Source organism: Yersinia sp. LJYL362 (genome assembly GCF_048323875.1).
Genome location: NZ_JBLWEX010000194.1, coordinates 1 through 15040, shown reverse-complemented (window position 1 = coordinate 15040; position 15040 = coordinate 1). Strand labels below are relative to the sequence as shown.

Genomic DNA, 15040 nt, shown 5'->3' with positions numbered 1-15040 from the left:
TACTGAACCTGAATATGGCGCTGGATGCCCAAAGCCATGTGAAAGTCCCGGCGACTTCGACAAAATCTTAAGGACATAACATGGTGGATGCAGAACCAACCCGCCCAAACCCTGACAGCCTGCTTGCGGCCGCGAATGAAAAGTCTCGCGGTCGGCTAAAAGTCTTTTTTGGGGCTTGTGCGGGGGTAGGCAAAACCTACACCATGCTACAAGAAGCCCAGCGTCTGCGGGCTCAGGGGCTGGATGTGTTGGTCGGCGTGGTAGAAACTCACGGACGCAGCGAAACAGCCGCATTACTGGCGGGGCTGGATATCCTGCCACAAAAGCGGATTCATCACCGCAATCGCCAGGTGCGCGAGTTTGATTTGGATGCTGCCCTCGCCCGCCACCCAGCCTTGATCCTGATGGATGAACTGGCACACAGTAATGCTCATGGCTCGCGCCACCCAAAGCGCTGGCAAGATGTGGAAGAGCTGTTGGATGCCGGTATTGATGTGCTCACCACTGTGAATGTGCAGCATTTGGAAAGCCTGAATGATGTAGTCGGGGGGGTAACGGGTATTCGGGTACGGGAAACTGTACCTGACCATATGTTTGATGAAGCCACGGAAGTAGTGTTAGTCGATCTTCCCCCCGATGACCTGCGCCAGCGTCTCAATGAAGGCAAAGTGTACATCCCTGGGCAGGCGGAACGGGCTATTGAGCATTTTTTTCGCAAAGGTAACTTGATTGCATTACGCGAACTGGCCCTGCGCCGCACTGCTGACCGGGTTGACGACCAGATGCGCGCCTTTCGCGACACACAAGGGCGCGAGCGTGTTTGGCACACTCGCGATGCCATCTTATTGTGTATCGGCCATAATAGCGGTAATGAAAAACTGGTGCGCACTGCTGCCAGATTGGCAGCGCGGTTAGGATGTATCTGGCATGCGGTCTATGTTGAAACTCCTCGTTTGCACCGCCTGCCCGAAGCTAAGCGCCGTGCCATTCTGCGCACCCTCAAACTGGCACAAGAACTCGGAGCTGAAACAGCAACCTTATCTGAGGCTTGTGAAGAACAGGCGATACTACGTTACGCCCGCGAACACAATTTGGGCAAAATCATTATTGGCCGCCGCACGGAAAAACAGTGGAAATTACGTGGCAGCTTTGCCGATCGCTTGGGGAAACTCGGGCCAGATTTAGATCTGGTGATTATTGCGCTGGAAGGCGATACACCGACCAATGCAGTGAAAGAGACGGACTCGCGTACTTTCACTGAAAAGTGGCGCATGCAATTACGCGGTTGTGCCGCCGCCATCGGCTTGTGCGCACTGATCACTGTATTATCGCAATGGCTAATACCGGGATTCGACCAAGCCAACCTGGTGATGGTTTACTTGCTCGGTGTGGTCATTATTGCGCTGTTCTATGGCCGATGGCCTTCGGTATTGGCGGCTGTTATCAATGTGGCCAGTTTCGATCTGTTTTTTGTCCAACCGCACTGGTCACTGGCGGTTACTGACGTGCAATATTTGCTGACTTTTGCTGTCATGCTGATTGTCGGTATCGTGGTAGGGAACTTGACTGCTGGCGTGCGTTATCAAGCCAGAATTGCCCGTTACCGCGAGCAACGCGCGCGACATCTGTATGAAATGTCTCGTGGATTAAGCCGCGCCCTGACCCCGGCGGATATTGCTAAAACCAGCCGTCATTTTCTTTCCAGCAGTTTTCAGGCCAAAACGGACCTGTTACTGCCACAAGAGGATGGGCGTTTGCAACAAATCACTACCGACGAAGGTGCCGCACTTTCCGTTGATGAGGCCATTGCCCGCTGGAGCTTTAATAAAGGTGCTCCCGCCGGTGCCGGCACAGATACCTTGCCGGGAGTGCCTTATCAATTACTGCCACTCACCGCAGCGAAACAAACTTATGGTGTACTGGCGATTGAACCGGCCAACCTGCGCCAACTCATGGTGCCGGAGCAACAGCGCTTGCTGCAAACGTTTACCAGCCTGATTGCCAACGCATTAGAAAGGTTGCATCTGGCCCGCAGCGCCGAATTAGCCAAGCTGGATGCGGAACGCGAGCAACTGCGGAATTCTCTGCTCGCCGCGCTTTCTCATGATTTACGTACGCCACTGACAGTGCTATTTGGTCAGGCGGAAATCCTGACACTCGATCTGGCAGCTGAAGGCTCACGCCACGCACCGCAGGCGAACCAAATCCGTCAACAAGTGCTGAGCACCACCCGATTGGTCAATAATTTGCTCGATATGGCCCGCATCCAATCAGGTGGATTCAATCTGCGTAAAGAATGGCAGTCACTGGAAGAGATCGTCGGTAGCGCGTTACATATGCTGGAAACCACCTTGAATCATCACCACATTCGTGTCGAGTTACCGGATGAAATGGTGTTGATTAATTGTGATGGTAGCTTGCTGGAGCGGGTGTTTATCAACCTATTGGAAAATGCGCATAAATACGCCGGTTACGACGCATTGCTGGGGATTCGCGCCACTGTGCAGGGTGAGTGGCTCAATGTCGAAGTCTGGGATAATGGCCCTGGGGTTACGGCTGGGCAGGAACAGCTGATTTTTGACAAATTTTCTCGTGGTAACAAAGAGTCAGCGATTCCAGGGGTGGGCTTGGGTTTAGCCATTTGTCGTGCCATTATTGATGTACATGGTGGGCGTATCTGGGTTGAAAAGAGTCAAGAAGGTGGTGCGAGTTTCCACTTTACCTTGCCACTAGAGAAAGCGCCGGAAATTGAAGGTGAAAATATTGATGCTGAAAAATGACTATATCGCCGACTAACATCCTCATCGTCGAAGATGAAAAAGAGATCCGCCGCTTTGTCCGCATTGCGCTGGAGAGTGAGGGCTGGCGCGTATTTGAAAGCGATACCCTGCAACGCGGTCTGATTGAGGCCGGCACGCGCAAACCGGATCTGGTGATTTTAGATTTGGGTCTGCCAGATGGTGACGGCTTGACCTATATTCAGGATTTACGCCAGTGGAGCGCTATCCCAATTATTGTGTTATCGGCCCGTAGCAGTGAAGAAGATAAAGTCGCGGCACTGGATGCCGGTGCGGATGATTATCTGAGTAAACCTTTTGGTATCAGTGAATTGTTAGCTCGCGTGCGTGTTGCACTGCGCCGCCACAGTGGGGGCAGTCAGGAAAGCCCGCGAGTGAATTTTTCTGATATCAGTGTGGATTTAATTAACCGCCAAGTCACACGTGCCGGTATTGACCTTCACCTGACCCCCATCGAGTTTCGCTTACTTTCAGCATTATTGGCTAATGCCGGTAAAGTCATCACCCAACGCCAATTACTCAACCAAGTTTGGGGGCCGAATTATGTCGAGCACAACCACTATCTGCGCATTTATATGGGCCATTTACGCCAAAAATTAGAAAGCGATCCGACTCGACCTAAGCATTTACTAACCGAAGCTGGGGTCGGCTATCGCTTTATACCATAACGATTTATTCACTATAAAATTCCTTTAAGGCTATTAATAATAAACCTAACGGCGTAGCATCAGGATTTTAATGATAATAGGTCTTATTTATTATGAGCACTTGGTTGATTTACGCTCTGCTGTCTGCCCTCTCCGCTTCTCTGGTCGCTATCTTCGGTAAAATAGGTTTGCAGCATTTGGATGCCAATACCGCAACCGCAGTTCGGGCCGTGGTGATGGCACTATTTTTAGTTGGCGTCGTCGTTATTCAAGGGAAATTCAATCTGGTCGGCACCGTATTAGCAGATAAAAAAGCGCTCTTGTTTGTGGTACTCAGTGGTGTTGCTGGCGCATTATCCTGGCTGTTCTACTTTATGGCTATCAAAAATGGCAATGTCTCCCAAGTCGCGCCAATAGACAAACTCAGTGTGGTCTTCGCGGTTATTTTGGCTTTTATTCTTTTTGGTGAGAAAATTTCATTAATTGCCGGGCTAGGCGTGGCGCTGATTACTGCCGGTGCTCTGATGGTAGCATTAGGATAATACTCCGCGATAATAACAAAAGTAATATCTTTTTGTCTGGCCCGTTCTGCGGGCTTGTTATCATGTCATCATTACCTTATGTGAATAAAATTGTCATGACGCTTACCTATATTTAATTAAAGAGTAAATAATGTATTTTAATTTAATATAAGTTCAACCGCTCCCATCAATACATTAAAATCCAACAGGAGATTAGTCATTCACCTCTAAATAAAAAGGACATTATTTTGTATTATGTAAAGCCCCGGGAAAGAAGTAAAAATAAACCCATAATGGGTGAAGTTATAAACAATGAAGAAGAACAATCAATTTTAGTATCCCACATATCTCCTGAAAATATTTTTTTTGAAAGAGTTGGCTCAAAATTTAAAATAACCATACTGGACAATAAAAATAAAATAATCAGAAGAAAATTATTTAACGCCCTTAGAAATGGGAAACTTATTATTAAATCAATTATTATTTATGACAAAGAAAACATAAAACATGAGTTATTTTTAACCTTAAAAGAAAAAAATAAAAAAGAAAAAAATTACGATGGTCTCAGTACCGACCTCCTACTCACCAGGGAGGATTTAAAGTATACCTCTGCATACCATCTGATTACAAACTCCACGCCATCAAATGAGTTCCACCTCAATAAAGATGACAATTTCACAGGACATAAATATATCAGTAATAAAGTCATGGGTGGGAATGGCAGTAATATTATTATCGGCGGTGATAAAAATGATAACTTAGCGGGTGGAGACGGGCACGATATCATTATTGGTAATAAATCGTTTGATTCACTGTTTGGTCAAGCTGGCAATGACATATTGATTGGCGGCGAAGGTGATGACGGCATAGGCGGCGGCGAAGGGAATGATATTATCGATGGGGGGGAAGGTAACGATGAGTTATATGGTGATGCTGATGGTTTAGGTGCTTATGCCAGTGAAGGCAATAGTCGCGGCAATGATATTATATTTGGTGGGGAAGGAAATGATAGAATAGAAGGACAACGAAACAATGATTATCTGGCGGGTGGGACCGGTGATGATGAATATGTATTCTCCGCGTTTGATGGTATCAACATGATCGTTGAATATAGTGGTGAAGAAAACACAATCAGTATTGATGATTATTTTTTCCATCAACTTAAATTTGAACGTTATGGTCATCATCTGATGATATCGAGCAATGAAAAACATGCTAATAAACTCGTCGTCATCATCCATAACCAATATTCTGAAGATGGCTACAAAGTTAAACATTTGAAGACAAGATCCTATCTTCGCCATGGCAATGAAAATGATAAGAAATGTCATGAAACAGTTGTCAGTAATATCGTCAGAAAGCATGCCGGAGACTCTGACAAGTTATTAGTAGAATTGAGTTATGCAAAAGATTTAGGTGATACCTATCGCACTGACATATCTGAGGTTTTTTGTGAAAAAATGCCGGACATGGAGAAACTAACCGGGGAAAAACTGATTAATGTGCTTACCAAGAGGAATAATGCACTACACGAAATGTATGCTGAAAACATGCACTATTTTGGTGATAACTTACCTGACATAAACTATATCGCTCACGCAATATCTTCTTTTGCGCCTAAAGAAGCTTCAGAAACCAATATAAATTATTTAAAACTCCAAATACCGCTGGATAACTCCGCGAATCTTTTTATGGCAGCAAATAATTAATATAGATTATATCTTGCTTGGATTTTTATGGGTGAAATAGCGCCAACTCGCGCTATTTCATACCCGAAAATACTACTTACCGGCCAATACATCACTGACAATGTCGACAGCTTCCTGCTCTATCTTTTCGCGATGCTCTGCACCGAGGAAGCTTTCACAGTAAATCTTGTAGGCGTCTTCGGTACCCGATGGGCGCGCAGCAAACCAGCCATTTTCCGTCATCACTTTCAGCCCACCAATGGATGCGCCATTACCCGGCGCGGCGGTTAAACGCGCGATGATAGCATCTCCCGCCAGAGTGCTGGCTTTCACCATTTCAGGGGATAACTTGGACAAGGCGTTTTTCTGCGCCTGCGTTGCTGGAGCCTGAATGCGGTTATAGCTGGGCGCGCCAAAGCGTTGCGCTAAGCCATCATAGTGCTGTTGTGGATTCTTACCGGTAACCGCGGTAATTTCAGCCGCCAGCAAGCACATGATGATGCCGTCTTTATCCGTCGACCAAGGTTTGCCGTTAAAACGCAGGAAAGATGCCCCAGCACTCTCTTCGCCACCAAATCCAAAACTGCCGTCGTGCAAACCCTCAACAAACCATTTGAAACCCACCGGCACTTCCACCAGCTTACGGCCCAAATCAGCAACCACTCTATCAATCATCGCGCTGGATACCAGCGTCTTACCCACCGCTACATCAGCGCCCCACTGCGGGCGATGCTGGAACAGATAATTGATTGATACCGCTAAATAATGATTTGGGTTCATCAACCCGACTGGCGTCACAATACCATGACGGTCGTAATCGGGATCATTGGCAAAAGCCAAATCGAATTTATCACGTAAAGCCAGCAAACCGGCCATCGCGCATTCTGATGAGCAATCCATGCGGATCACACCATCATGATCCAGATGCATAAAACGGAAAGTCTGATCGATAGAATTATTAACTAGCGTCAGATCTAACTTATAGTGCTCGCCAATACGCTGCCAGTAGGCGATACCTGAACCGCCAAGTGGATCGACACCTAATTTCAGACCGGCCTGTTGAATAGCAGGAATATCAACAACATCGACCAAACCTTCGACATACGGCTGAATCAAATCCTGCTCACGCAGATGATTACCACGCCAGGCTTTATCCAGTGTCTGCCGCTTGACGCCCTCTAATTTCAAACCGAGTAACTGATTAGCACGCTTTTCAATCACCGAGGTCAAATTTGTATCAGCGGGGCCACCATTTGGCGGATTGTACTTAATACCGCCATCTTCAGGCGGGTTATGGGATGGCGTGATGACGATACCATCAGCCAAATTTTTACCCTGCGCGTTATAGCAAAGAATGGCATGGGAAATAGCGGGAGTAGGAGTGAAACCATTATCTTGCTGCACCACAACATCCACACCATTCGCCGTCAACACTTCCAATACCGAAATAAAGGCCGGTTCAGACAGTGCATGGGTATCTTTACCCACATAACATGGACCGGTAATGCCGTGCTGGTGACGAACTTCAGCAATCGCCTGAGCGATCGCCAAAATATGGGCTTCATTAAAACTGTGGCGCAATGAGCTGCCACGGTGGCCTGACGTCCCAAACTTGACCGCATGGGCCTGATTTTCAGCATCAGGTTGCAATACATAATATTGCGACGTCAACTGAGCAACATTAATCAAATCGCTTTGCTGAGCAGCTTGCCCGGCACGAGGGTGATTAACCACAGTCACTACTCCCTATATACCCTTCGCATTTGAAGCCGCAGGAGGTTAGGTATGTTCACTCGCCCCAATGATTGACTGACATCAGTTCATTGGGGTTTGTTTGGATGCAGCCTACCCGCCACTTTAACGTCTTTGGGGATCGGTTCAACGAAATTAGATAGTCCCGCACACTTTGTCAGTCAAGTCCTGCGGGAACTGCATTGTCAGCATGATGTGTTGCACCATACTGCGTTTACGTTCGGTATTGGTATTCGTTATCACCCAGTATGGCGTACCAGGGACATGCTTAGGTTTGGTGTGTGTCCCATTTTGTAACAAAGTCTGTTGATCGCCGGCAAAATAAACCCGGGTACGACCATGTAAAGACTCAGTCGCCTCGGCAAATGCCTGAGCATCTAAAGTATATAAGGTTGAAAGCACCAACATAAAACGGTTAACCGCCCTATTTTGCTCAGCATACTCGTCAGACAGCAACAATTCTCGCACGGCACGAACCCGATCACGTGGCACCGGAGCTGTTTTGGCTGCATCATTGTTGGCTAAGTTATGGGTAGATAAGCCCGCTACCGGCTGACCGGCCGTAAACTTCAGCATACGCCGTAAAATATCAGACGCGCTTTCGCCAATGTGTTGCGTATGGCTGGCAATATAGCGATAAAGTTCTTCGTCGAGTTCAATAGTTTTCATCTTTATCCAAAACAATAATTCAATTGATTTTTATATATTTTTTATGGCGGCTCATGATAATTTTAATTCTGACCTACATTTTTTCAACCATCTGGTTTTACGGTACTTCACGACTTTCAGTTAGATTAACAGACTCTAGAGGGTCATCCAACTTTCCCCGCAATGACTTTGAATTGTCGCCAATGCGATTTAATCGCTAAACCGCGTTATTAGATAGGTAATTAAGAAGTGGAGGGTTATTAATGAGCATCCAGACTGTGGCAAAAATGGAATAGGCTCATCTGGAACAGGCGGATGGCGGTGGGTCGCGTTAATATTGGCTTCGGTGACCGCCGCAGCGATCACCTTTAATATAGACTGGCTTGATAAGCCAGATCCTGTCACTTCATCCTCATCGTTCAGTCACGAGAAGTGAAGGCTTCGTCGATTCACTCCCTTCATCTGAACCTGCTGTATGTAATTTAAACGCGCTAACAGTTTCAGTCAGTGTTGTCGCCTGTGCCTGCAAAGAGAGTGCCGCAGCAGCAGACTCTTCAACCAGTGCGGCATTTTGTTGGGTTGTGGTATCAATTTGCCCTACAGCCAAATTAATTTGGTTAATACCGTCACTTTGCTCACGGCTGGCCTGTGCAATCTCACCAATAATACTATTGACATCCTGCACATTCCCGACTAACCCCGTCAGTGTTTCTTCGGCGGTATCCACGAGTTTCATACCATCCTGAATTTTATCCACCGAGTCATCAATCAGAGTTTTAATCTCTTTTGCTGCCATCGCACTTCGCTGTGCCAGAGAGCGCACTTCAGTCGCCACCACGGCAAATCCACGCCCTTGTTCACCGGCACGAGCGGCTTCTACGGCTGCGTTTAATGCCAAAATATTAGTTTGGAAAGCAATACTATCAATCACACCAATAATTTCTGACATCCGCTGTGAAGAGTCGCGAATACCTCGCATTTTCTGGGTCACGGCACCCATGACCTCGCCACTGTGTTTTGCTGTTTCTGAGGCTTTATTGGCAATGGAAGTGGCCTGATGGGTATTGTCTGCGGTGTTTTTAATCGTTGATGTCAGTTGTTCCATTGACGATGCCGTTTGCTCCAGTGAGCTGGCTTGCTCTTCGGTACGGGCTGAGAGGTCCTGATTACCCGCCGCAATTTGCGATGCCGCAGTAGAAATGGTTTCTGCCCCATCGCGCACTTTACTGACAATCCGGCGCAAGCTGGTATTCATATGGTCAAGAGACTGTAGCAGCAAGCCGGTCTCATCTTTGCGGTGAGTCACAATGCTGGATGTCAGATCCCCCTGCGCAACCTTATTGGCAATATCCAATGCCTGTTGGATGGGCTGAGTTACACTGCGGGTAATCGACCAGGCAATCACCATGCTCGCCAGAGCACTGGCGAGTAAAATCGCTAATAGTAATGTCCGGGTGTCATAGTATATCTTCGCCATTGCATCAACCGAATCGGTCATTATCTGATCTTGATACGTCACCAATTGATGGATATGGTCACGATATTTGGCCTGGGTAATATTCATATTATCGTTAAATTCAGTGACTGCGGCGTCCTTATTACCGGCCAGCACTAAACTGAGGACTTTATCTCCGGAGGTTAAAAACTCGGTCCGCGAGCGTTGTATCTCGCTCAATACCTCTTTAGATTTATCATCTTGAATGCCCGCCTCTAACTCGGCTAACTTGGTACCGATATCTTTGCGCAGGCCAGCAATCATATCGATGGTTTTTTTTCCCTGAACCTCGTCGGTGACCAACAGTAGTCGCTGATATGCCATTAGCGCACTATTTACTGCGTCGATCAAAGCATTAGCTTCCACTGTTTGCGGATAAACGTCTTCTACAATATCGCTGGCACTTTGTTGGAAGCCCGATAATTTGTTGATGGCAAGCAGACTGACGATAAATAACATCAACACCAGAAAGGTAAAACTCCCACCTAGCCGGTAACCTATGCGCCAATTGGATAAACTCATTATTCAATCCCTTATATTATTTCGCTATACAACGAGAGAGGTCATATTTTGTTATTTGATAATCGGAGTGCTGAGTATGTTTATTACCTGGTTTAATTAGGGAAGCGCAGAGCGCACTCCATATTGGAGCCGCCCATAAACAGCTTGCGTTTAGCCCGTACTCAGCTGACTTTTGTAGTAGAGAAAAGACTTATTCTCTCAATCAGGATGCTCTCGTTATCGGCGAGGTTAAGGTTATCTTTATGATTTTGATCGTTTTAATCATTCAATAACTGCAGATGGATAGTTATTACCTATTAAAAGAAGAGGATCGATCGGCGAAATAAACTGAGATGTATAGCGGACTTAGCAAAGAACTAGCCTTAACTTAATTCGGCGCGATCAAATACTTATATTTGGCGAGAAAAGGATGATCGTCTTACTTGCCGGAATAATAACGCATGAGGTTGATTCTCACTTTTGGTTTCAAGAAAACTCAGTCGTGATACCCTAACCACAATATCTCTCAGTATGAACTTCGCCATGAAATTAAACTTTCGCCAACAAAACGCACTTTCTCCCACCGCTGCCTTGCCGATCATTCTGATCCACGGGTTATTTGGCAACCTTGATAACCTTGGGGTGCTGGCCCGTGACTTACACAAAGACCATGACGTGATTCAGGTCGATTTGCGCGATCACGGTTTATCCCCGCGCTCACCCGAAGTGAATTACCCTGATATGGCGCAGGATGTGCTGGAACTAATGGAAAGCCTTGAGATAGAAAAAGCGATTATTATTGGGCATTCCATGGGGGGAAAAGTGGCGATGGCCATGACGGCGATTGCACCTGACCGTATCGAAAAACTGATCGCAATAGATGTCGCGCCCATCGATTATCAACTGCGCCGTCATGATAAGATTTTCAACGCGATCAATGCCGTGAGTGCTGCGGGCGTGACTCAACGCCAGGAAGCCGCTCAAGTGATGCGCGAATCAATAAAAGAAGAAGGTGTTATTCAGTTCTTATTGAAATCATTCCATAACGGTGAGTGGCGATTTAACGTGCCCGCATTGTGGGATCAATACGAAAATATTGTCGGCTGGCAACCCGTTCCCCCCTGGCCACATCCCATTTTGTTCATTCGTGGTGAACTGTCGCCTTATATTCAAGACAGCTATCGCGATGAGATTGCCCGCCAATTTCCGCAAGCCCGCGCCCATGTTGTTGCCGGAACCGGTCATTGGGTGCATGCAGAAAAACCAGATTCTGTCTTACGCGCCATTCACCGCTTTATTGATGAAAAGAGTGATGAAGACAGCACGGGTGAAAAATAGCGCTGAACAAAAAACGAGCCACGCGCGATGGATGTTGATTAAAAATCATACCCTGGGGAAAAGAAATGTATTTCCTGTGGAAAAATTGTGCAAAAAAGAGTGAATTAGCCCAATCTAATCACAGTAAAGCATTGTCGTTGCTCGGTTGGCTAGGGTATTATGGCGCGCTATAAATTTGCTGCGGTGTTTGGTGGCAAATGCAAATTCAGGCTGTTGGTTCATACCCAACTGAATGGGTGTTGTGGTGATATCAGCAGCATCAAGTCAGAACGGTATCGGCCTGAAACGTGTAAACCGAATCGTCAGAAATTTCTGATGTAAATCCCTTGTAGTACCGCTACCTATGGCAAAAGAACAAACGGATCGCACGACGCTGGATCTGTTCGCAGATGAACGCCGTCCGGGGCGCCCGAAAACAAACCCATTATCCCGTGATGAACAGCTTAGAATTAATAAGCGAAATCAACTACGGCGCGATAAAGTACGTGGCTTACGGCGCGTGGAACTGAAAATTAATGCCGATGCCGTCGATGCTCTCAATAGCCTTGCAGAGCAACGTAACATCAGCCGTAGTGAACTGATTGAACAGATGTTGCTGGCTCAATTAGCACACTCACAAGAAGGGCTTTAACCCTATCGGTTATCACGACGGCGTGGCGTAAGTGATTACGCCACGCCAATATCCCTACCCCTGGATTTAGAAAGTTTCCCAGTTTGCGTTGTTGTCTACCTTGGCAATCGGCGCTGCAGCTGCAGCTACCGTCGCCCGAGGTTTAACGGCTGGTTTTGCCCGCATATCATCTGATTGTAATTTAAACACGGCTACCGCTTGGTTTAGCTGTGTCGCCTGTTCCTCTAGCGCGGCAGCCGCTCGCGAAGCTTGCTGTACTAACGCGGCATTCTGCTGAGTCACACTGTCCATTTCAGCCACCGCCTGCCCGACCTGAGTGATACCTTTGCTTTGCTCATCTGACGCCGATGCTATTTCACCCATTAAATCAGTGACATTAGTGATAGAACGAACAATTTCATCCATGGTTATCCCGGCGCTTTCTACTAAAGCCGACCCGCTACTCACTCGACTAACAGACTCGGTTATCAAGCTATCAATCTCTTTTGCCGCTTGCGCACTACGTTGGGCCAAATTACGGACTTCACTGGCCACCACGGCGAAGCCACGACCTTGCTCACCTGCTCTGGCCGCTTCAACAGCAGCATTCAGTGCCAGAATATTAGTCTGGAAAGCGATACTGTTAATCACGGTTGTAATTTCGGCTATTTTGCGAGAACTGGCTGAAATCTCATCCATGGTATGAACCACATCAGCCACCAGCGCCCCACCTTTTTTGGCGGTGATAGAAGCATTTGCCGCCAGTTGGCTGGCATGATGTGCATTATCTGCGTTATGTTTCACCGTTGCCGTCAACTGCTCCATACTGGCGGCGGTCTCTTCCAATGCAGCCGCCTGCTGCTCCGTTCGCGAAGATAAATCCGTATTACCCGCAGAAATTTCTGCCGCCCCGTGATAAATCCCATCAGTACTGCTGCGGATAGCTTTTACCGTATTAGCCAAACTGGTTTGCACATCACGTAGCAGCGGAAACAATTGCCCGACGCAATTTCGACCAAAATCGGTAATAGGCTGCCCGAGTTGGCCGGAAGCAATGACTCGAAAATGAGCACGAATATCATCCAATGGGCGAACCAGGTTAGCTGACAGGTAGCGATCTGTTGCCAGTAAAATCACTAATCCGGCCACCAACGCAGAGATTAAGGTAATACTGCTCACTCGGGTCAGGTGAGTAAATTGCTCTTTAGCCACCCCGATGGCCTTGGATGCAGCTTGATTAAAATTCTCCGCAACAGAACCATATTGTCGGCTCAGCGCTGGCACGGTCTTTTTGGCTAAATCCTGATAAGCCGCGCTATTGTTATCCATTGCCGCCTGATAAAGCGGTGTGACCCCCTGATCAATTAATCCACTCCACCCATCAATCACCCCATTAACCAAAGCGGGATCAAGCTGTGCATGGTCGATAGCTTTAAACTGCGCCAACTCCTTCTTCAGATTTTCAAGTGCGGCATTGGATGATTTGAGTTCCTTATCTGCATCCGCAATATTACCGCTCTGGCGATAATCGACTGAACGGGCAAGACGTGTCACCATCCGAAAATATTGATCCGTCCCCTGGTTGACCAAATTCATGTTTTCAACCAACACACTGTTGGCATTAGAAGATTGAGTCAGTTGATTCAGCGATAGCAACGTATAACTGGATACGCCCCCCCATAGCAGGCAAAATGCCCCAAGCACCCAAAGCAGCGCGGCTCTGATAGTAATATTTTTTAAAAACTGCATGTTGTTCCCCTTATATATCGGATAGTTACCGTTGAGACTCAGGTGTTATTTGATGACCGAAAAGCAATAAAGGACGCTCCATACAGCTAACGACTACTCCTTTCCCGGCAGACTTTCATCCAACGGTTTTCCCTCTGGCACCGCAAATTGCAACCGTCTAGTTACACTGAGGTTATCGGCAATGAGGTTATAAGGTTGAGCCACTCACAAAAATTTAATATCGCATAAACTTGATATCGGGCCGGCGAGGTTTTCTGGCATTATATGGCCCTATACATGTGATATATTATTGAGTCTCGCGCTCAGTGAATTTCATAACAATTTGAATTTAAAAGGTATTAAGTTATATGGCAACTGTAGGCATTTTCTTTGGCAGCGATACTGGCAATACCGAAAACATTGCCAAGATGATCCAAAAGCAACTGGGTAAAGATGTTGCTGAGGTTCACGACATTGCCAAAAGCAGCAAAGAAGATTTAGAAGGCTTCGATATTCTGCTTATCGGTATCCCAACCTGGTATTACGGTGAGGCCCAGTGTGATTGGGATGATTTTTTCCCCACGCTGGAAGAGATCGATTTCAACGGCAAACTGGTCGCGTTATTTGGTTGTGGTGATCAGGAAGATTATGCAGAGTATTTCTGTGATGCGATGGGAACCGTGCGCGATATCATCGAACCACGTGGTGCAGCTATCGTCGGTCACTGGCCAACCGCTGGCTACCACTTTGAAGCCTCCAAAGGCTTGGCGGATGACGATCACTTTATTGGTTTAGCTATTGATGAAGATCGCCAGCCAGAATTGACAAATGAGCGCGTTGAAGCTTGGGTAAAACAGATCAGCGAAGAACTGAATCTGGCCGACATTACCGGTTAATTTGCCATGTCGGAAACGCGAGGCTGATGTTAAACATCAAACCGCGTTTCCGTTACCTCTTACGCCTCTCGCTATATACCCTAAATCATTCGAGTTGCAGGAAGGCGGCAAGCAGCGGCCCCTCACAGGCGAGGCCGATGGATGGGCCCAGTAACAAGAGCAGCCAACGCACATGCAGCTTGACGGATAGACTTGTTAAGCCGCCCACAGATCCGCATATTCATCCGTGCAAAATGAAAATAAACCGCTACAAATTTGTAACGTTACGCTTGGCAGCCATATACTGAAATGATGCGACAATCCCATTCATCAATACATTGCATGATTAATCGGGCAAAGTGTGCAATTATATCTTTGTTAACAACCACGGTTTTCATTTGGGGCTAGCAGTTCTATAATGAGACGCAATTGAGAATAT

At 46.9% G+C, this 15040-nt stretch carries 11 protein-coding genes and 1 pseudogene; 8 read left to right on the top strand and 4 right to left on the bottom strand.

The features are described 5' to 3' along the window. From ACNSO8_RS09865 to ACNSO8_RS09845, 5 genes and pseudogenes are all read left to right on the top strand, one after another. Positions 1 to 71, top strand: a pseudogene (locus tag ACNSO8_RS09865) (potassium-transporting ATPase subunit C); the annotation flags it as partial. Between the two features lie 9 nt (positions 72 to 80). Then, positions 81 to 2780: a two-component system sensor histidine kinase KdpD gene (gene kdpD, locus ACNSO8_RS09860; RefSeq protein WP_418394496.1), complete on the top strand. Its 2700-nt coding sequence runs from the start codon at positions 81 to 83 to the stop codon at positions 2778 to 2780. Beyond that, on the top strand, positions 2777 to 3466 hold the full coding sequence (gene kdpE, locus ACNSO8_RS09855) for a two-component system response regulator KdpE (protein WP_418394495.1): 690 nt from the start codon (positions 2777 to 2779) through the stop codon (positions 3464 to 3466). Before kdpD ends, kdpE begins: the two co-directional genes overlap by 4 nt. Positions 3467 to 3558: 92 nt before the next feature. Then, positions 3559 to 3987 (top strand): EamA family transporter, encoded by a 429-nt coding sequence (locus ACNSO8_RS09850; protein ID WP_019082665.1) that lies wholly within the window; start codon positions 3559 to 3561, stop codon positions 3985 to 3987. A gap of 227 nt (positions 3988 to 4214) precedes the next feature. Continuing rightward, positions 4215 to 5675, top strand: coding sequence for a calcium-binding protein (locus tag ACNSO8_RS09845; protein WP_418394494.1), 1461 nt, complete (start codon positions 4215 to 4217; stop codon positions 5673 to 5675). 72 nt (positions 5676 to 5747) lie between these two features. Here ACNSO8_RS09845 and pgm read toward each other — a convergent pair whose 3' ends face one another. The 3 genes from pgm to ACNSO8_RS09830 form a co-directional block, all read right to left on the bottom strand. Beyond that, positions 5748 to 7388: a phosphoglucomutase (alpha-D-glucose-1,6-bisphosphate-dependent) gene (gene pgm, locus ACNSO8_RS09840; protein WP_418394493.1), complete on the bottom strand. Its 1641-nt coding sequence runs from the start codon at positions 7386 to 7388 to the stop codon at positions 5748 to 5750. A gap of 153 nt (positions 7389 to 7541) precedes the next feature. Then, positions 7542 to 8075, bottom strand: coding sequence for a replication initiation negative regulator SeqA (gene seqA, locus ACNSO8_RS09835; protein ID WP_418394492.1), 534 nt, complete (start codon positions 8073 to 8075; stop codon positions 7542 to 7544). Between the two features lie 391 nt (positions 8076 to 8466). Next, positions 8467 to 10071 (bottom strand): methyl-accepting chemotaxis protein, encoded by a 1605-nt coding sequence (locus ACNSO8_RS09830; RefSeq protein ID WP_418394491.1) that lies wholly within the window; start codon positions 10069 to 10071, stop codon positions 8467 to 8469. 522 nt (positions 10072 to 10593) lie between these two features. Between ACNSO8_RS09830 and ybfF the strand changes: the two genes are divergently transcribed. Then, complete coding sequence (ybfF, locus tag ACNSO8_RS09825) at positions 10594 to 11388, top strand: esterase (protein WP_418394490.1); 795 nt, start codon at positions 10594 to 10596, stop codon at positions 11386 to 11388. A 343-nt stretch (positions 11389 to 11731) separates the two neighbouring features. Next, positions 11732 to 12019 carry a LexA regulated protein gene (gene ybfE / locus ACNSO8_RS09820; protein WP_408562785.1) on the top strand — a complete coding sequence of 96 codons (288 nt, stop codon included), beginning with the start codon at positions 11732 to 11734 and terminating at the stop codon, positions 12017 to 12019. Between the two features lie 66 nt (positions 12020 to 12085). On the opposite strand, the gene ACNSO8_RS09815 is transcribed toward ybfE, so the two are convergent. Beyond that, positions 12086 to 13747, bottom strand: coding sequence for a methyl-accepting chemotaxis protein (locus tag ACNSO8_RS09815; RefSeq protein ID WP_418394489.1), 1662 nt, complete (start codon positions 13745 to 13747; stop codon positions 12086 to 12088). Positions 13748 to 14094: 347 nt separating this feature from the next. On the opposite strand from ACNSO8_RS09815, the gene fldA reads away from it, so the two are divergent. Then, positions 14095 to 14622 carry a flavodoxin FldA gene (fldA, locus tag ACNSO8_RS09810; protein ID WP_418394488.1) on the top strand — a complete coding sequence of 176 codons (528 nt, stop codon included), beginning with the start codon at positions 14095 to 14097 and terminating at the stop codon, positions 14620 to 14622. Positions 14623 to 15040: the final 418 nt, after the last annotated feature.

What these genes read in the sequence shown, in the direction of transcription:
- ACNSO8_RS09850 (WP_019082665.1), top strand. Translation starts at nt 3,559, where the DNA reads ATGAGCACTTGGTTGATTTACGCTCTGCTGTCTGCCCTCTCCGCTTCT.
- kdpD (WP_418394496.1), top strand. Translation starts at nt 81, where the DNA reads ATGGTGGATGCAGAACCAACCCGCCCAAACCCTGACAGCCTGCTTGCG.
- ybfE (WP_408562785.1), top strand. Translation starts at nt 11,732, where the DNA reads ATGGCAAAAGAACAAACGGATCGCACGACGCTGGATCTGTTCGCAGAT.
- ACNSO8_RS09830 (WP_418394491.1), bottom strand. Translation starts at nt 10,071, where the DNA reads ATGAGTTTATCCAATTGGCGCATAGGTTACCGGCTAGGTGGGAGTTTT.
- ACNSO8_RS09815 (WP_418394489.1), bottom strand. Translation starts at nt 13,747, where the DNA reads ATGCAGTTTTTAAAAAATATTACTATCAGAGCCGCGCTGCTTTGGGTG.
- fldA (WP_418394488.1), top strand. Translation starts at nt 14,095, where the DNA reads ATGGCAACTGTAGGCATTTTCTTTGGCAGCGATACTGGCAATACCGAA.
- seqA (WP_418394492.1), bottom strand. Translation starts at nt 8,075, where the DNA reads ATGAAAACTATTGAACTCGACGAAGAACTTTATCGCTATATTGCCAGC.
- ybfF (WP_418394490.1), top strand. Translation starts at nt 10,594, where the DNA reads ATGAAATTAAACTTTCGCCAACAAAACGCACTTTCTCCCACCGCTGCC.
- kdpE (WP_418394495.1), top strand. Translation starts at nt 2,777, where the DNA reads ATGACTATATCGCCGACTAACATCCTCATCGTCGAAGATGAAAAAGAG.